The organism is Acinetobacter sp. MYb10 (genome assembly GCF_002980175.2).
In the GTDB taxonomy this organism is placed as follows: domain Bacteria; phylum Pseudomonadota; class Gammaproteobacteria; order Pseudomonadales; family Moraxellaceae; genus Acinetobacter; species Acinetobacter guillouiae.
Map to the genome: position 1 here is coordinate 2,076,393 of NZ_CP058272.1, position 18,965 is coordinate 2,095,357.

12 protein-coding genes and 1 pseudogene are annotated in these 18,965 nt (G+C 34.1%); 9 read left to right on the forward strand and 4 right to left on the reverse strand.

Annotation, left to right across the window (positions count from 1 at the left end; genetic code table 11):
* Window positions 1-545: 545 nt before the first annotated feature.
* The 3 genes from CQZ96_RS09750 to CQZ96_RS09760 all read left to right on the forward strand — a co-directional run bounded on the left by CQZ96_RS09750 (window position 546) and on the right by CQZ96_RS09760 (window position 5,071).
* Window positions 546-3,416 carry a ribonucleoside-diphosphate reductase subunit alpha gene (locus CQZ96_RS09750; RefSeq protein WP_081407422.1) on the forward strand — a complete coding sequence of 957 codons (2,871 nt, stop codon included), beginning with the start codon at window positions 546-548 and terminating at the stop codon, window positions 3,414-3,416.
* A 98-nt stretch (window positions 3,417-3,514) separates the two neighbouring features.
* Complete coding sequence (locus CQZ96_RS09755) at window positions 3,515-3,646, forward strand: preprotein translocase subunit YajC (RefSeq protein ID WP_004722859.1); 132 nt, start codon at window positions 3,515-3,517, stop codon at window positions 3,644-3,646.
* Window positions 3,647-3,787: 141 nt separating this feature from the next.
* Window positions 3,788-5,071 (forward strand): ribonucleotide-diphosphate reductase subunit beta, encoded by a 1,284-nt coding sequence (locus tag CQZ96_RS09760; RefSeq protein ID WP_004722861.1) that lies wholly within the window; start codon window positions 3,788-3,790, stop codon window positions 5,069-5,071.
* A 264-nt stretch (window positions 5,072-5,335) separates the two neighbouring features.
* Here the strand turns inward: CQZ96_RS09760 and CQZ96_RS09765 are convergent, their stop codons facing one another.
* Both CQZ96_RS09765 and CQZ96_RS09770 read right to left on the reverse strand, forming a co-directional pair.
* Window positions 5,336-9,079, reverse strand: coding sequence for a hypothetical protein (locus CQZ96_RS09765; protein ID WP_105713248.1), 3,744 nt, complete (start codon window positions 9,077-9,079; stop codon window positions 5,336-5,338).
* A gap of 161 nt (window positions 9,080-9,240) precedes the next feature.
* Entirely contained in the window at window positions 9,241-9,462 is a 222-nt protein-coding gene (locus CQZ96_RS09770) for a helix-turn-helix domain-containing protein (protein WP_035370864.1), read from the reverse strand.
* Window positions 9,463-9,577: 115 nt separating this feature from the next.
* Between CQZ96_RS09770 and CQZ96_RS09775 the strand changes: the two genes are divergently transcribed.
* On the forward strand, window positions 9,578-9,820 hold the full coding sequence (locus tag CQZ96_RS09775; protein ID WP_004819310.1) for a transposase: 243 nt from the start codon (window positions 9,578-9,580) through the stop codon (window positions 9,818-9,820).
* Window positions 9,821-9,887: 67 nt separating this feature from the next.
* Here CQZ96_RS09775 and CQZ96_RS09780 read toward each other — a convergent pair whose 3' ends face one another.
* Complete coding sequence (locus tag CQZ96_RS09780) at window positions 9,888-10,742, reverse strand: hypothetical protein (RefSeq protein WP_035371110.1); 855 nt, start codon at window positions 10,740-10,742, stop codon at window positions 9,888-9,890.
* 161 nt (window positions 10,743-10,903) lie between these two features.
* Between CQZ96_RS09780 and CQZ96_RS09785 the strand changes: the two genes are divergently transcribed.
* From CQZ96_RS09785 to CQZ96_RS09805, 5 genes are all read left to right on the forward strand, one after another.
* Entirely contained in the window at window positions 10,904-11,158 is a 255-nt protein-coding gene (locus CQZ96_RS09785; protein WP_004819306.1) for a hypothetical protein, read from the forward strand.
* Window positions 11,159-11,386: 228 nt separating this feature from the next.
* Window positions 11,387-12,091: a hypothetical protein gene (locus tag CQZ96_RS09790; RefSeq protein WP_004819304.1), complete on the forward strand. Its 705-nt coding sequence runs from the start codon at window positions 11,387-11,389 to the stop codon at window positions 12,089-12,091.
* A 1-nt stretch (window position 12,092) separates the two neighbouring features.
* Complete coding sequence (locus tag CQZ96_RS09795) at window positions 12,093-13,976, forward strand: Mu transposase C-terminal domain-containing protein (protein WP_105713249.1); 1,884 nt, start codon at window positions 12,093-12,095, stop codon at window positions 13,974-13,976.
* Window positions 13,963-14,913 (forward strand): TniB family NTP-binding protein, encoded by a 951-nt coding sequence (locus CQZ96_RS09800; protein WP_004819300.1) that lies wholly within the window; start codon window positions 13,963-13,965, stop codon window positions 14,911-14,913. Before CQZ96_RS09795 ends, CQZ96_RS09800 begins: the two co-directional genes overlap by 14 nt.
* The gene (locus CQZ96_RS09805; RefSeq protein ID WP_004819297.1) at window positions 14,910-16,895 is read left to right on the forward strand and encodes a TniQ family protein; all 1,986 of its coding nucleotides are present in this window, start codon (window positions 14,910-14,912) and stop codon (window positions 16,893-16,895) included. Before CQZ96_RS09800 ends, CQZ96_RS09805 begins: the two co-directional genes overlap by 4 nt.
* 633 nt (window positions 16,896-17,528) lie before the next feature.
* Here CQZ96_RS09805 and CQZ96_RS09810 read toward each other — a convergent pair.
* A pseudogene (locus CQZ96_RS09810) lies at window positions 17,529-18,736 on the reverse strand (IS256 family transposase).
* Between the last annotated feature and the right edge of the window lie 229 nt (window positions 18,737-18,965).

Here is an 18,965-nt window from a genome sequence, read left to right on the forward strand (position 1 = left end):
CTATATTTGATTTTGGAGTCTGCTACAAATCTCGCAGATTCAACACACTATGTTTTGCAATATACACACGTTTACAATGTAAACAAGACCTCATTCACCAAACTGATACATGAGCGTATCAATTTGTTATATTTTTATTAACTATTGAATTGTAGGCAGTTTTATAAAATCAATACACATCATTTTTAAATTTCTTCAAGACAATCAATAGCTGGACTAATTTTTATACAAAATATTTCATTGTTCATATTCTGTCTCATCAGTTTATCGTTTTTTGAGTTATCCACACACTTATCTATAAGTACTCTGCGGAGTCTTTGCTATGCTATGTGCTTGTCTCATAAGGCATATAACAAAAATGACGCTTTGAGGTAAAAAGATGCAAATAAAAATTTACTTTTCAGGGATAAAATATTCTTGAAATGTCAATATTGATCTACCCTTAAAATTACCGTATCTTGTGTTCTAAATTAAATTAAACCACTAAGTATTGTGTTTAGTCCTCAAACATCGTGACAACAAATTTTGCAGTTTGTCCGATTCAAATGGTCCATAAACATAACAATGATGACAATGGAGCTACGCTGACAATGAACGCCATTACAACCCCTGGTCAACTACAAGTGATTAAACGCACTGGTGATGTTGCCGCTTTTGATGCAGATAAAATCTCTGTAGCAATTGGTAAAGCTTTTTTGGCTGTAGAAGGTCAACAAAGTGCAGATTCAAGCCGTATTCATGATCGCATCACTCAGCTCACAGAGATGGTGATGAATACTTTTAATCGTCGTTTACCTTCTGGCGGAACAATTCACATTGAAGAAATTCAAGACCAAGTTGAATTGGCGCTTATGCGTACAGGCGAACAAAAAGTTGCACGTGCATATGTGATCTATCGTGAACAACGTTCTGATGCACGTAAACAAACCGGTGCTCATCATCACCCAACCTTACAAATCACAGATGCGAACGGTCAGCTTCAGCCTCTAGATTTGGGCAAACTTCAAGCCACGATTGAAAAAGCAAGTGAAGGCTTAGAAGGCATCAATGTTCAAGCCATTGTCGATGAAACAGTTAAAAACTTATATAACGGTGTAAAACAGTCAGACATCTCAACTACGATGATGATGGCAACACGTACCCGTATCGAACAAGAACCAAACTATACTTATGTAACTGCACGTTTATTACGTGATGACTTGGTTGCGACAGGTTTAAAATTCTTAGGTTTAGCGACAGATACCATCGAAGGCGATGCGCTCGAAACTTATTTAAACAAAGGTATCGAGCTTGAGCTTCTCTCTCCTGAGCTTTTAAACTTTGACCTTGCAAAATTGGCAGCTGCGATCAAACCAGAACGTTCAAACCAATTTACCTATTTAGGTTTACAGACGTTATTTGACCGTTACTTCATTCATTCAAATGATGTACGTTTCGAACTTCCGCAATTGTTCTTTATGCGTGTTTCAATGGGACTTGCATTAAATGAAGAACAGCGTGAAGACCGTGCAATCGAATTCTATGACTTATTGTCTAGCTTCGATTATATGGCGTCTACACCGACCCTGTTTAACTCAGGTACGTTACGTCCACAATTGTCGAGCTGTTACTTAACCACCATTCAAGATGATCTATATGACATCTATGGTGCGATGCGTGACAATGCCCTACTTTCTAAATGGGCAGGTGGTTTAGGTAATGACTGGACCCCAGTACGTGCCTTGAACTCATATATCAAAGGTACCAACGGTAAATCACAAGGTGTTGTACCTTTCCTTAAAGTTGCCAACGATACTGCGGTTGCAGTAAACCAAGGTGGTAAACGTAAAGGTGCTGTATGTGCATACCTTGAAACTTGGCACTTGGACATTGAAGAATTCCTAGAGCTTCGTAAAAACACTGGTGATGACCGTCGTCGTACCCATGACATGAACACGGCTAACTGGGTTCCAGATTTGTTTATGCAACGTGTGATTGAAGATGCTGAATGGACACTGTTCACACCATCTGAAACGCCTGATCTGCATGATTTAACTGGCGGTGAATTTGCTGAGCGCTATGCTTACTACGAAGGCATTGCAAAAGAAAACAACATGCTACATAAGAAAATCCGTGCGAAAGACTTATGGCGCAAAATGTTATCGATGTTGTTTGAAACAGGTCATCCTTGGATCACATTCAAAGACGTATGTAACTTACGTTCACCACAACAACACGTGGGTGTAGTGCATTCATCTAACTTATGTACTGAAATCACTTTAAATACCAATAAAGATGAAATCGCAGTATGTAACTTAGGTTCGATCAACCTTGTACAACATGTTCAAGGTGGTGCTTTAGACCGTGAAAAATTAGCGCGCACAGTTAAAACTGCTGTTCGTATGCTCGACAACGTGATTGACATCAACTACTACGCAGTTGAACAAGCACGTAATTCAAATATGAAACACCGCCCTGTCGGTATGGGTATCATGGGCTTCCAAGATGCTTTATATGAATTGGGTATGGGTTATGGTTCTGATGCAGCGGTAGATTTTGCTGATGAATCAATGGAAGTGATCAGCTACTACGCGATTCAAACATCAAGCGACCTTGCTGTTGAACGTGGTGTGTATTCAACATTTAAAGGTTCATTGTGGGATCAAGGTATCCTGCCAATCGACTCTTTAGATATCGTTGCAAAATCACGTCCAGAGCGTATGTTTGAAGTTGACCGTACTCAACGTTTGGACTGGGATACATTACGTACTAAAGTTCAAAAAGACGGTATGCGTAACTCAAATGTGATGGCGATTGCACCTACAGCAACCATTTCAAACATTTGTGGCGTTTCACAGTCTATCGAACCGACGTTCCAAAACCTTTATGTAAAATCTAACCTTTCTGGTGAATTTACAGTGATCAACCCGTACTTGGTACGTGCGTTAAAAGATCGTGGTCTTTGGGACTCTGTGATGGTTAACGACTTGAAACACTTCGAGGGTTCAGTACAAAAAATTGCACGTATCCCTGAAGAGTTAAAAGCAATTTTTGCGACTGCATTTGAAGTCGATACACGTTGGATCGTAGATGCTGCATCACGTCGTCAAAAATGGATCGACCAAGCACAGTCATTGAACCTTTATATCGCTGGTGCAAATGGTAAGAAACTAGACATCACTTATAAGATGGCTTGGTTACGTGGCCTTAAAACCACTTATTACCTCCGTGCATTAGGTGCAACCTCTGCGGAAAAATCAACCATTAACACGGGTGCTTTAAACGCAGTAAAAGCAACAACTGTTGCTGCACCAGTGGCTGCGGTTGCTCAAGAAACTAAACCTGAAGCGCCTGCTGAAGAAGATGGTTTCGCTCAAGCAGCACCAGTACCACAAGCATGTTCAATCGACAATCCAGATTGTGAAGCTTGTCAGTAAGTAATCCTCCCCAATCCTCAAGGGGAATAAAGTCCCCCCTTTAAAAAAAGGGGGGTTTAGGGGGATTCAAAAAATCTGAAATTATAAAAGGCGAAGAAATGTTCCATTTAAGTCATAACTATGAGTTAGGCGTAATCGTGCTGATCTTAGCCTTTTTAGTTTTTTACGTGCCTGCGGTCTATGCATTCTTTGCGATCCGTAAGCAGCAAAAGCGTAAGCAAAATAAGTAGTGTGGATATCTGTTCTTTCGAACAAGAACAAAACAACTATCGGCAAAACTTAATTTTGCTTGCACAGAATAAGCGTATAGTAGTGACATCTTCCATTGTGAGATGTCGAACATAGATATTAACAACGAAGAGAGAACAACGATGTCTATCCTAAGTTGGGACGATTTTGAAGATGATGAACAGAAACAAGCTGCACAAGCTCACCAGCCTGCGCCCGTCGAACAGAAAAAAACGACTGATTCGCAAGTGGTATCTGATACAAAGCAGTCATCGCAGAATGTGGCAACTACACAATCCGCTGGAACCTATACAGCAAGATCAACAAATCCAACCGATTCGTTGGCAAGAGCATCTCACGCCTTAGAAAAGTTAGATGTTGCACCTGGCTTAGAAGAGCTTGAAATGGGTGCGCAACGTGTACAAGTTGATGATAAAGCCATGATCAACTGTCGCGCTGACTTAAACCAACTTGTACCGTTCAAATACGAGTGGGCTTGGCAAAAGTATCTAGACGGGTGTGCAAACCACTGGATGCCACAAGAAGTCAACATGAACCACGATATCGCACTTTGGAAGTCTGAAAATGGCTTAACTGAAGATGAGCGTACCATCGTGATGCGTTCATTAGGTTTCTTCTCTACTGCGGATTCTTTAGTTGCAAACAACTTGGTGTTGGCGATTTACCGTCACATTACCAATCCTGAATGCCGTCAATACATCTTGCGTCAAGCATTTGAAGAAGCAATTCATACGCATGCTTACCAATACTGTATCGAATCTTTAGGTATGGATGAAGGCGAAGTCTTCAACATGTACCGTGAAGTTCCGTCAGTTGCTCGTAAAGCGGCTTGGGGCTTGAAATATACTCAGTCTTTGTGTGATCCAACCTTCCAAACAGGTACACCTGAAAACGATCAAATCTTACTGCGTAACTTGATCGCATTCTATTGCGTACTTGAAGGGATCTTCTTCTACTGTGGTTTCAGCCAGATCTTGTCAATGGGTCGTCGTAACAAGATGAATGGTGTTGCTGAGCAATTCCAGTACATCTTACGTGATGAATCTATGCACTTGAACTTTGGTATCGACATGATTAACCAAATCAAGATCGAAAATCCAAACTTGTGGACTGCTGAATTCCAAGAAGAAATCATTCAAATGATTCTTGAAGGTACTATGCTTGAAATCGAATATGCGCGTGACACAATGCCACGTGGTGTATTGGGTATGAACGCAGCGATGATGGAAGAATATTTGAAATTCATCTGTAACCGTCGTTTGGCACAGTTAGGTTTACCTGAACAGTTTGCTGGTGTAAATAACCCATTCCAGTGGATGTCTGAAATGATGGACTTGCGTAAAGAGAAGAACTTCTTTGAAACGCGTGTAACTGATTATCAAACTGGTGGTGCGTTGAGCTGGTAAGGTGTCCAACCTCACCGTCACGCGACACATAAGTTGTCATTTGCGACGCATAAAATGTCATTGAGCGACACATAAGTTGTCATTGATAAAAAATAGAGCCTTTAGGCTCTATTTTTTATCAATGAAGTTTATTAAAAATATTTAAGGATGACTTTCATTTGAAAATTATCTTATCTATTTAATTAAGAATACTAACTCAAACTTAAAATAAAAAAATATATCTGGTATTAAGTAATTTTCAGATCAAGTTTGAATTACTAGAGCTTAAGCATCGAAATTGTCTTTTAACCATTGATCTAGGAAGTCTATTTGAACAAAATTGAGATCTACGTTATAAGGAGGATATCTAAACCACCAATATGTATTCTTAGATATATAAAGATTGGTAATTTCAATTTTTTTATCTGTATGTGGCTGAGGCCAATTAAGAGACTTTCTTATACGATCATAGTCCGTTAGTAGAAAATCATATCTACCTCTTACTTTTGATATATGCGACTTAGTATCTAACTCATCTTTACCAAAAATCTTTACCCTTAGACGATTCATATCTTTTAAACAGTAAGCTGGTTGATTATATTTACACTCAACCATTACCCATTTATTTGAATCAGGGAAGTAAGCCAATACATCATAATCGCCAATATCTGGGTATTGCTCATCTTTAAAGAAAGTTTTCTTCAGATCAATACCATGTTTAATAAAATTGGTTCTTCTCGACAAAACATCAAATGCCTTAGTTTCTAATTGCTTTTCCAAGTATGTTTTAGACTTTAAAACAAGATCCTTAACTTTAGGAAAATTAAAATCAGCTGGAAGATATCCATCAGTAGTATGGTTTGTCCAAATTCCTAAAGATCTATAGGAGCAGGCTGGAGACCAAATAATTGTATTATTTAATTTTACTAATGGTTTAATGTTAATTCTATTGGTTCTTTTATTATGATCACTTACTGGAACATCGTAGTGCCTATCAGTAACTCCTTCTAGTTGATTAATTTTATCATTATCAATTATTAAAAATTGAATAATTTTTTCTACTTCATTTAAAGTTACATCTTCTACTGTGAAGTTCTTAAATATAAGCTCTACTAACTCGTCAAATTCCGCCTTATAATAGGTTTGAGGGTTTATCTCTTTTATATTTGACCAATTAGATAAACTATATAAAACCGTAAATAAATTCTTAAAGCCAAAACCCAAATCTTGATAAAAAGCCTCGTTAATTAATTTATACTCATCTTTTGGAATAATAGATTCCAATTCATCTTCAGAATTTAAACCTATTCCAAGCTTATAAGAACTTAACTCTTCATAAAATTTATTTTCAAGTTCAGTTGTGGATTTTGGTATGTAAATTTCTGGTACATAAGTATTATCGACATATATGCCTTCTACTCCAATTCCAAAATGTAAGCCGTCGCTAGAATGGTATAAGTTAAGCAACCAATGAATATGTGCTATTAAATCTAGAAATTCATCTTCAGTTATTAGCTGTGCATTATCATTGTCCAACATTAATGTACATTCAATTAAGTATCTATGATTTTGTGAATTTCTTTTAAAATCAAAATCTAATTCAGATAATCTTTCAGCCCTATTATAGCTTACTTGATGTTTTAAACTTTGCTCCTGACTTAAAAAGCTGATGTAGTTATCAGTTACTAATGCGGAATAATCATCCAAAGCAATCTCTAAAATTGATAATGTATTTCTATTTTTTACAATATTGTGTATATAAGCTCTTAGCTCATCAGCAGCACTATTAATTATAGACTTTGCTAAGTCCTTATCCGTATATTTATTTGGTTCAATATCATTATTTTTAAGAATGAAAGAAATTTTTTTCCTAGCCAACTTAAATCTATACTCGCTTACATTTCTAGGATTTTTTTCTACTATATCAAAACGAGTTTTTAGTTGACCCATTGTCATTCTTAAAGGCCAATTAGTCGTTTCATTCAATTTTGAAATAATAAAACTTAAATTTTCTATTTTTGAATATTTATTAATAATTTCAAGAATTTTTATACAAATTTCTGTTTGAAAGGCAGCATCAATGCTTGACTGAAATTTATAAAAACAATAACTCAGATCCAAATATATATTAACTACTAAATAATTAACATTATTTTTAAAAACTTCATCTTTTACATAAAAATCACTATTAAAAATATTTGAGTTTTCTTGAATTAAATTTCCTACTTTAATTTGAAATACTATATTTTTTTTCAAAATTAGAGATGATAAAGCTAATTTTCGTTGAGAAAATGCATCAGCAGCTGCCTCACAAAATAACTCCAAAACTTTTGGATTTAATTCTACGATGTTTTTATCTACTATCCTGAAATCAAATAAGAAATGAATAACGTAGTTATCAATTAATGATGACCATACTAAAGAGCTGAAATCTTTTGCAAGGAAACAATAATTATTATCATATTCACTTTTTGAAATCCACTTACTATCTGAATTAGGTAAATAATCACTTAAATCAGCATACATTTCTTTTAAAGACTTATATTTAAAGTGATGTCCAGAATGTGTGTCAGTATGTATTAAATTGAAATTTACCGCCCCATCTTCCAGCAGTCCATAACTTGCCCGATAACTAGCATATCCATCTAAATTAAAGCCTAAAAATAAAGTTTTGGGTGTGTATAAATTATGAAAATCTATAAATCCATCTAAATCTTCTTTTGACTCTAAAGAATCAATTATTGAGACAAAGTCATATATAGTAATGAACTTGATATTCTCTTCAAACTTTGCATCCAAAACTTTACTTAATGTAGTTAAGTCACTTAAAACAAAAATGAACTTAATTTTATTAAATTTTAAATCACTCCCATCTACACCCCGTGGTTTTAAACCAAGATGAGAATAAATTTTCTGTATTCCCCAATCACTTGTATTCATTATTTTTTTAAGATTATTTTTAATTGATTGAAAGTTACAAAATTCATCAACTGATAAGCAGTTAATGAAATAGGTATTACTCTTACTTTGAAAAGCACCGCAAAAATTATAAGGTAAAACTTTTGAATTATTACGCACTTTAAAAGAACCACATAAAAGACTAGGTATATTATCTTTTAAAAAATTTGAAATATTTAAGGAAATTATTTCCGAAGATACATTTTCTTTCATGTAATAATGTTCAACTATTACAGCAATATGATTTCTTAATGAAAATGGATATATCATTTCTTCATATTCAAAATAACAATATGGGTTTACATCCGCTTCCATATATCTTTCATAAAAATTTTTATTATTTCTAGTGTTTCCATTTTTAACAATTAGTGCACTGTTTACTTTTTTAATTTTTAAATTATCAATCCAATCCATCATTTTTAGCCAAAAAATATCAGTTGGAATTTCTAACTTTTCATCTTCATCATTTTTTTCGGCTAGTATGTTTATAGTAGAAATTAAACTATTTTGTATTTCAATGATTTGTTTAAAATCTTCCATAGCTTGAGTGCTACTTAAGTAACTAATCTCAAACCCTTTAAGAAAGCCATAATTATCAGATAGAGGTGAACCATAAAAAATTTTATATGATTTTTCCCCTAATTGAAACTTTACTTCCCCCCAATCACCTACAGGGTAAAAATCCTCCATCATGGGATTATGAGGTAAAATTTTGAAAACTTTAGTCAAAAAAAATGAAAAATCTTCGTAACTTTCAATTCTTTTTCCTATAAAATCCTCTTTACTTATAGTAAAAAAAATTTCAAATAAAAGTGAAAATTTAATAAAATGATTAATATTGGGTACCCAACTTTCAGCTATTAAAATAGTCTTAAAAACATCTATTGGATGGTATTCTCTTATTATTTTTATGAGATCTATTTCATAGTTTGGAATTGGTATTATTTTTTCAGCCTCTAAAATTTTTTTATTATTCCTGATATCATTTTTTTGTTTACCAACCTCCATCATTTTATTAGTAAAGAGATCAAAAGTTTTTCCTTTATCGGCAGAGCTATTTTTCTTTTTCATAATTAAATCGAAATTCAAATTAAACTTACTTAACTATCATGAAATACCAATAAAATCAATATTTTATTATATTTAATAGCAAATTAGGTAGGATTTTTAAAATAACATTTGATAGCTACTCAGATGATCTATTTATAAAATTAATAAGGCTTTATTTTGGCTTAGCTACTTAAAAAACTTGTTAGCTCTACTTTCAAAATTTGCAACCAATCTATTAATTCAATCACATCTAGTCGTCTTTCCAAAATTTCGACTTTGGAAACATACGATTGAGGCTTATTCAAACGACGTGCAAGCTCAACCTGAGTCATATCTTTAGACTCACGCAGTTCTATAAGTTTCTTAATTAGGTCTTGATACCTTGGATCGTGTATTGAGCGCATGGCTCAATATCAGTTACAATTAAAAATATCCCAAAATAGGATATTTCAACTTAACCCTATCTGTTTATAGAATTTTTATTTGGAAATTTAATGAACAGTAGTTTAGGAATTCGATGTGAAGCAAAAATTTTCTGTAACTCAGGTCAACAGTATTGTAAAAAAAAATTTAGCAGGCGCAACTGTCGAACAAATTTGTCAGGAATATCAAATTAGTGTGGCAACTTTCTATCGATGGAAAGCAAACTATTTAGATGTAAGTGAGCAAATTCTTGCTCGTTTAGACAAGTTAGAACAAGAAAATTTAGTTTTAAAACAGATGTATGCTGAGGAAAAACTATCTAAAAGGCTTGAAGCTTAGACGCTTAAATAATTTTTAAAAGCTTAGATAATAAACCTAGGCTTTTGACTATTCTATTATCCGTCTTTTAGAAGGTCGGTAAAAACAAACGCTTCACTTCAAAACCACGCTTGCCATCTTGAATATCAAATAGAAAATCAGTATACATTTTTTTACTTATCCCTTTCCTCTCTACATCGATAATATTTCTATCTTCAGCCACTAATAGAGCATAATTTAAATTTTGGCATTTATCAGAAAAATCATCAATATCCTTACTATTATATTGTCTCATTTCACTCTGACAAAGTGGAAATACATATAGGTAAATCAAAAAAGCTAACCCATAACTAAAATGTGCTAAAGGTGAAAATACACACATTACCAGTAATATTCTATAAATTGACTGTCCTATACTTAAAGCAATTTCTCTTTGATTTTGATCATCCGCAACTCTTAAGTAAATAATCAATGCAGCTAATGCATCAAAACTTGATAACCGTTCTATTCTTCTTAATTCTTTTCTAATTTTTGAAACGGAAATTAATTCCATTTGACCATTCACGCTCTTAAAAATAATTCGTTGAACATCCCAAGAAAGTTGGTTTACACCATTATCCATAAACCATTTCATCGGCTTATGCCCTCTAATCGCCTCCCATAGAACATGGTTTAGAATCTTGGCTGTCCCCTTTACATGTTGATTTGCTTTATCAATAAGCTCAATTTCAGGCGTATGCTTTCCCAATTTATATTTTGCCCATTTATTATGATGGTAAAAGTAATTTTTATCTTTTACAAAAGCTTCAGGCTCAATAATCTTTTCTATTTGGTAGCTAGTAGCATGTGAAAAATTTGATTCAATATATGCATACCAAATAGCTGTTCGGATAACGTCGATCCAATCTCTTCTCAATTGTTTACTTCTTTTTTTAGTTTGCATATGCGGAAACTCATCCTCACCCATAAGTTCATATTATTTTTTCTAGTTAAATTAAAAGCTTAGGCAAACTCATTAGAGGAAACTTTAGCTATATCTTCACTTCTACCATTTTTTATTAAGAAGATATATGCTTTTGTTGTGACAGGTTAGGACAAACCGATATGCAAAATTCTATTTCTGTTAATGCTGAAATGATCGAAAAAATACTATTTGATCGTCATGGTCCTCTTATAACTGATGATGATTTGAGAATAGCTTTAGGCTACAAATCTACTGAAGCATTTCGGCAAGCCTTAACACGTAAAACTGTACCAATTCCAATTTTTACTTTTGAAAACCGGCGTGGGAAATATGCATTAGTAAAAGATGTTGCTCATTTACTCGCAACTTTACGCAATGATGCCTTAACTAAATAAAAAAGCTTTAAAAGCTACAGGAGAAAAAATGTCATAAAAATAAATTGACAAATAAAAAACGGACTCTAGAAAGAATCCGTTGGTGACTTTATACAAAAAGTATAAAGACGTGGTACTCAAAGTATCTTTTGTATTTAGTCACCAGTCAAGCCTTGTTGTCAATTTTTAAGCAACAAGAAATTTCACTCACCCTAAATTTAGGGTGTTCAGAAATACTGGAGATACTTTATGTACCCTAATTTGAGCACTGAACAAAATAATCTACATCGCTATATTTTTGACCAAATTAAAATGGCTTTTGCAACTGAGCCAAATATTGCAGCAACCATTCACGGTCAGCGCAAAATTTTTCAAGGCTGTTATGGTCGTAGAACTGCCCTATTTCCAAGCAAAAAATGCGGTGGAGCCATTCCCACAGAAAGTCGTCTTGAGCTAGCCCATGCTGTTTGTCTTGAGCGAAATTCCACTGTAATCAACTACAGATCTCAAGCTTTAAAAATCACACTCTTTCAAAAAAATTATTGTTATCCAGACTTTCTAATACAGACAATTGATGGCTCTTATGAAGTCCATGAGGTAAAACCTTCTGTTGCATCCTTAGCTTTAGATGAATATATCCGTTTCGATCGACTGGCAACATTACTCAGCTCGATTGGAATTACATTCAAACTCATCGATCAAACTGAACTTCCTAAAGAGAATCAGCTCCAGCAACTGCTTTACTGGTATCAAAGAGGACATCGCTTCGATTGGAGTAAATTTGAAATTGAACAAGCCTTAAATCTTTTAAAAACAAAGCAACTTGAAAATCTGATTCAAGTTTATCAAGAGCTTGAGTCAATCGGTCTCAAACAAGAACTTGGTGATTATCTTTTTTTTCACCAAAAATTAGACACGTGCCCGTCTCAATATAATAATCAAGGAAAATTTTAATATGGAAAATGCACTTTTTCTCCCTCAACCTGGATATCGCTTTTATTTTGCAGAACATTCAGATTATATTTTTGAAATAGCCTCAATTGCATTAAATACAATTCGTTATGCTGCAACGATAGGAGGTAAAATATGTACATTAGATCTCAATGAATTTGAGAGTCGATATAAATCTGGTGAAATCATATGTAGCTTTGCACCCGAAAAGCTAGTTCTAAATCCTCAATTTAGTCAGGACATCCACCGAAAAGAACGCTATGTTTTATCTGCACTTCAGCAGTTAGAATACCCTACAAGCTTTGACCAACTCTCACCATTAATTAAAGAAATTGCGACTTCGCTAAATGATAAATCCCCTCCTTCACCTAGAACAGTGGCAAGATGGATTTTTAAATACAAAAGCTATTCTCACAATAAACTTTTCTTAAAAAATGAGTGTAAGGGAAATCATTCATTACGTTTTCCACCTGAAGTTTATCAAATCCTAAATCAAACCATTGATGAGGTTTATTTAAAATCAGAATTTCGAACGAGCAAAGATGTTCGTGCCATTATGATTGGTAAATTAGTAGAACAAGGAATTGCTCTTATTCATTTACCTAGTCTCAGATGTATACAAAGGCATATCAAAAAGCTTGATCCATACCTGATTTTAAAAGCTAAAAAAGGAGGTCGTATAGCCAAAAAATCGTTTCAAGCAGCAGGTAAAAGTATTATTAGCCCTTTTGCCTTATATATGGTCGAAATTGATACCCATTATCTCGATGTTATTGTGATCGATCCGAAAACAAACGTCTCTCTTGGTCGTCCTTTTTTAGCATGTGCAATTGATGTCTACACTCGTGCAATCGTAGGCACGTATATAAGCATGTATCCACCAAGTGCAACAACCACTCTAGCAGTCATAAAAGATATGGTTACTCGACCATATCAGGGCTTACCTGGTGGTATTCCTAGCATTATTATTCCAGATAACGGAGTCGAATTTAAAAATAATTCGCTTGCAAGAGTCTGTGATCATTTAAAAATTACTTTAACACCTTCTCAAATTGGTACACCTAATAATAAACCACACATTGAAAGGTTTTTTAACACTCTTACGCACAGCATTATTCAAAAATTACCAGGAACAACCTTTTCAAATCCATCAGATAGAGGAAGCTACAACTCTACCAAAAATGTTCAATTTACAATAGAACAGCTAAAAAAGTATATCGATATATGGATCAACGATGTCTATCACTGCTCAATTCATAGCATGACTGGTCGCTCACCATCAGTCATATGGCAAGATGCTATTACAGACATCAAACCGAGTCATATTTCTGAAGTTGATGCAAAAATTTTATGTCGAAGACCCATTGAACGTACAATTCATCATGGGCAAGTTCAAGTTGATGGATTAAGTTATTTTTCTCACGCATTAACTACTTTACAAGCAAAAGGTATTAAGAAAGTCACAGTACTCATTGATGATCTTGACCTAAATGAAGTTTATATCATTGATCCAAAAGATATGAATGTTGTCATACAAGCAGAATCTACCAACCAAGACTACACCTCTGGATTATCAAGGACAATTCATCTAGAGGTCCAAAAAAGAAAAAAACAACTGTCTCAATTAGATCAAAAAAAACTAGGAAAGTTTTCAGAATTATTTGGCCTCTATAAACTTTTACATGAAATTCAATCAGATATAATTAAGAGTAGACCAAAGTTAAAACCGATAAAACTTGAACTTCCTCTCATGCTTCAAAAAATAGAAAAGAATTTATCGTCTATTGCAATAACTCAGGATGATCCAAATATTGAGACATTACATGATAACAAAAAAAACAATCTAAGCTTTGGATCAATAGAGGTAATAAAAAATGGAAAAATTTGATAACTATTTTGAACAAATTAGCTCAATTAATAATATTGTGGTCACTTCAGATGAATTTATGAATGCCTTTAAAGGAATACAGGACTGTGTAAAAAGAAGCATAGCTTATAAAGAACCAATAGGAAGTATGCTTTTGGCAAAAGGAGGCTTAGGAAAAACGACGTTGTGTAAAGCGCTTGTCAGCCAAATGCCTAAATCTACTAAAATAGAAGAAGACCACAAAAAAACGATCATTCCAGCATTTTATGTTGAAGTTCCTTCACCAGCCACTATTAAATCGCTGGCAATAACTATGCTACACGAATTAGGTGATCCAACTTATAATAATGGGACTACGTCCTACTTAACAGATAGATTAAGTTATTTACTCAGAATGTGTGAAACTAAGCTCGTATTTCTAGATGAGTTTCATCATTTATTTGAACGTAAACAGTCATATACACGAATGAATGCAACCATAGGAAATTGGCTAAAAACGCTCGTTAATCAAACAGGAATTAGCTTTTGCTTAGTCGGTCTTCCTGAGTTTGCAGAACTATTACAAGTTGATAGCCAAATAGCCCGTAGATTTCCATTTATATATACCTTAAATCCTCTTTACATTGAATCCCCTCAAGGTCATGGCACAATTTACGCATTTCTAAGTGAAATCGCGCGTAAAATGGCACAGCAAAATATTACATTTTCACCACCTCTCGACAATCCACTCATGGGTATGCAAATTTACACTGCTACTCTAGGTTATCACTCCTACACCATTAGTCTGATCAGAGAAAGTATTGTTAATGCATTAAATGAAGGAAGGCTAATTATCAATAAAAGTGATTTTAGTACCGCTTGGCAATTAGGAATTACTGACTATATTTCTAAGCTAAACTCTGATCCTTTTAAAATGTCACTATCACAATTAGCGGTGAAGGTAAGAGGTCAAATATGAATAAGAACATAAGACTTCTTATTGAAGCAACGCCTTATCCAGACGAATCAGCTACAAGTTACTTGCTTCGAACTGCTGAATTAAACGGTCACACTTCAGTCTATCAATTATTTGGGAAAGAAAAATTTAGCTTTTTGAGTAAGTCATCCCCGAATTACACATTCATTGACACAAACCGATTTAGACTTGCATTACAGGCTTTAAGCCTCAGCCCCCATTATATTGATCTTGCTTTTGAGCGTGATAAATCAACGAGCCGAGCTCCCAAAAAATATAGAAATGTGAACATTGATCGTAATTTATTTAAATCCAAAAGCTATTCATATTGCCCACAATGCCTAAAAGAACAGCCATATTTCAGGAAAATATGGCTGTTAAGACCCATTTACTCTTGTCCCATTCATTCTATTTTACTCTTAGATAATTGTTACAAATGTGGACATGCTATTAAGCTACAGTCAGGATCTATCGTAAAATGCTCAAAATGCTTTTCTGATTTAAGAGAAGCTCAACAAACGCACTATGCAGAAAACTTTCTGATTCATTGGTTTATCTATATTTTGAATCAAAACTCTAATGACTTATTTCAAGAATTTTCATCTTTTTGGTTTGCGTTAGAAAAGTTTTCAGCATTAGACGAACCCCAATCAGATGAACGTTACTTAAAAATTGTACACGAATATTTTGTAAATAATGCCAACTCCGTTATCACCATGAGCAACTGGATTAACAGTAGAATACAATTAGCTCACCCAAAAATTCAGTTATTACCATTTTACAAAGAAGCTAAAACCGTTAGGTTTAATGAGAATTATCTTGTAAATATTGAGAAAACTTGTATTCCATATAGACTTAATCCTAAAAGTAAAAAAATCTACTTAACATTAGAGGAGTCAAGACTATTACTTGATATTGGACGATTTAAACTAAAACACCTCTTAATTAAAAATTTGCTAAAATTTGCTGAGAATGTTCATGACAAATCACTTATCTATAGTACTGATATTGAATTGTTTTTAATTGGAGAAAGACGTTTAAATGCAGAATATCACCCTATTCCTATCCCTACTAATCAAAACGAATTACTCACAGTAACGGTAAAATTGGCTGCTGAAATTCTAGAGACAAATCTTGATACAATGAGAAGATTAGCTAAATCTCATTGGCTCAATGACGATAATAAGAAAAATGCAACACCTATACTCATTCCTTTCTATAAATTGGAAAATTTTCATGAAAAGTATGTAATAGCAACAACTCTTGCGAAAACATTAAATGTCAACCCAGTAAATTTTGTAGAAAAAATGATAAGTATTGGAATCAAACCAATAAGTGGCCCTCATTTTGATAAGCTACCCATAAATATTTTTTCTAGAGACTCTATTCAAAATATTACTAAAGCGCACATAGGTCAGATTGAAAAATATCCAACAAAAACTGGGAGAAAAAATAAAGGTTCAAAGACCACAATCAATAATGATTTTTTCACATTGAAAGAAGCAGCTCTACAATTAAATATCAGTTCAAATCAAGTCGCCAGTCTGACTCACTCGGGGATTCTTCAACGCTATAATGATTACCAGTCTCCAATCAAAATTAATCGTATTTCGCTAAACTCACTAAAGAATCTACTTGAAAACAAAGAGTATGTGTCGATTCAAATCGCTTCTGAGCAACTCAATTGCACAAAAAATTGGATCCATCAATATTGGTGTAAAACAGGCTTTTTAGAAATTAAAGATTTAGTTTATTGGAAACTTGTTAAAAGAAGCCAACTGAATGAAATCATTAAATTGAAAGAAGAATATCTAACAGGTGCTGAAGCTAGTTCACTACTTGGTATGCGTCACTCTCATATCACTAACTTACAGATCCAAGGTCTTATATCACCCTATTATTTTGGCAAAGCAGATAAAAAAATTAGAATGTTTAAAAAAACAGATGTATACCAAATAAGAAATTATTATTTTAGAAGTAAATAGCCCATTTAAAAAAATTGGGCTGTTTAGTTATAGCCCTATTTTAAATAGAGACTTAAAATCCAACTCTGACAGGGGCTGAAGCTAGCACCATCTTCGAGATGAGGCACTCGCATATAACCAATCTACATACACAAGGCCTGATCAAAGACTATTATATGAGCAAAACTGATATAAAAATTAGACTATTTAAGCTAGATGATGTATTGAGACTAAAGGACTCAAACTATTTTAAAGCTTGGCTCACTCGTATCTTCACTAAGAGAATAAACATTTAACTCATATACAAAGAATAGGTTATAATAATTTTGTAGCCTATCAGAGCTCGCAGTTGTTACAACTGTAAACTTACCACCCAAGTGCGTGTTAAGTGGTATCTGTTAGCAATGTATGATAATAGCTATCTCACATAGATGGCTATTTTCATTTAAGATTTTACTATTAGATATCCTGTTAATTTTGAAAAAATGGTCGATTAAAATGATGTTAAATATAGACTACGCCATAGAAACAGTATAAAAAGATCAGGTAAAACAATGAAAGCTGTTGAGTTTGAATAGCCACTAAAATTCTAGATACACTTAACCATCTTTTGATGGGCCGAGCCTGTAAATTATTTTGTGTAAGTTCCATTTTTTATAAATGATCTTTTAATCGATCATCGAAGTGAATCGTAAACCAATTCATCTCCAAACGCCAATTTTGAATTGGCATTGTCCATTTCTTAGCAGCATTGGTTGTTGCTAAGTAAATGACTTTTTTGACTGAATCATCTGACGAGAAGATCTTTCGCTTCTTGGTTGAATGGCGGATCACGCTATTCAACGATTCAATTTCATTGGTTGTATAAATCGCATGACGTATTTCAGCTGGATAGCTAATTATTGTACGGATATTCTCCCAATTAGCTCGCCAGGATTCTCCAATTTTTGGATATTAATGATTCCACTGATCACAGAAGATATCTAGAGATTTTAATGCATTTTACTCTGTACTTGCCTGATAGATCACTTTAAGACCAGCTGTAACAGCCTTGTAGTCTTTCCAGCTTACAAATCGCTGGCTATTGCGTACAACATGCACGATACACAGCTGAATGTCCGTATAAGGATAAACAGAGGCTATGGCATCAGGAAAGCCTTTTAACCCATCTACACAGGCAACAAGAATATCCTGTACCCCTCGATTTTTGAGTTCTGTCATGACGGATAGCCAGAATTTGGCACCTTCTGTCTGAGCGATCCACATTCACAGCAATTCTTTCTAACCATCCATATTAATGCCTAAAGCAAGGTATACAGATTTGTTAATCACTTTGGAATGTTGACGGAATTTTACAACAATACATTCGAGATAGACGACAGGATACAGACTATCCAATGCTCTATTTTGCCACTTAGTCCTTGCTCAATCACAGCATCGGTAACTTTGCTTATGAGTGATGCTGAGACATCTGCATCGTACATTTCTTTGAAGAATGCGACAATTTCTCTATTGGTCATTCCTTTTGCATACAGTGAAAGGATTTGGTCATCCATATTGGTAATGCGCGTTTGATGCTTCTTGATAATTTGTGGCTCAAATGAACCGTCTCGATCACGGGGAATATCTAAAGCCAGTTGCCCATCTTGAGTTGAAACGGTTTTAGAACTAAAACCATTACGGCTATTTGAGCCTTTCTTAGGCTGATGCTTTTCATAACCAAGATGATCTGAAAGCTTTGTATTGAGTGCAGTTTCAATCATGAACTTTTTAAATATGGCTGTCATTTGGTTTAGGTCTTCTGGTGTTTTTAGACCTTTAGCCAATTCAGCAGCCATACTTTTGATTGGTGCTTCATGCATGTGAAGTACCTTTTGTAATTATCCTTTTCAGGATAAATGAAAATTAAGTACTTACACAAAATTTAGAACAGTCCCTAATCAATTGCTTGCTGTTTAAATTCTGGACTAAAGCGTTTAGCTATTTTTACATCTCCAAAGTTAACCTTACGTTATCTTTAGAGGGACTATGTGTCCATTATTTTTTCTAGGATCACTCGTTAATTAGCCATTTTATCTAACTAAAGAGTGT

What these genes read in the sequence shown, in the direction of transcription:
- CQZ96_RS09765 (WP_105713248.1), bottom strand. Translation starts at nt 9,079, where the DNA reads ATGAAAAAGAAAAATAGCTCTGCCGATAAAGGAAAAACTTTTGATCTC.
- CQZ96_RS09790 (WP_004819304.1), top strand. Translation starts at nt 11,387, where the DNA reads ATGTACCCTAATTTGAGCACTGAACAAAATAATCTACATCGCTATATT.
- CQZ96_RS09795 (WP_105713249.1), top strand. Translation starts at nt 12,093, where the DNA reads ATGGAAAATGCACTTTTTCTCCCTCAACCTGGATATCGCTTTTATTTT.
- CQZ96_RS09750 (WP_081407422.1), top strand. Translation starts at nt 546, where the DNA reads ATGGTCCATAAACATAACAATGATGACAATGGAGCTACGCTGACAATG.
- CQZ96_RS09805 (WP_004819297.1), top strand. Translation starts at nt 14,910, where the DNA reads ATGAATAAGAACATAAGACTTCTTATTGAAGCAACGCCTTATCCAGAC.
- CQZ96_RS09770 (WP_035370864.1), bottom strand. Translation starts at nt 9,462, where the DNA reads ATGCGCTCAATACACGATCCAAGGTATCAAGACCTAATTAAGAAACTT.
- CQZ96_RS09785 (WP_004819306.1), top strand. Translation starts at nt 10,904, where the DNA reads ATGCAAAATTCTATTTCTGTTAATGCTGAAATGATCGAAAAAATACTA.
- CQZ96_RS09780 (WP_035371110.1), bottom strand. Translation starts at nt 10,742, where the DNA reads ATGCAAACTAAAAAAAGAAGTAAACAATTGAGAAGAGATTGGATCGAC.
- CQZ96_RS09760 (WP_004722861.1), top strand. Translation starts at nt 3,788, where the DNA reads ATGTCTATCCTAAGTTGGGACGATTTTGAAGATGATGAACAGAAACAA.
- CQZ96_RS09755 (WP_004722859.1), top strand. Translation starts at nt 3,515, where the DNA reads ATGTTCCATTTAAGTCATAACTATGAGTTAGGCGTAATCGTGCTGATC.
- CQZ96_RS09800 (WP_004819300.1), top strand. Translation starts at nt 13,963, where the DNA reads ATGGAAAAATTTGATAACTATTTTGAACAAATTAGCTCAATTAATAAT.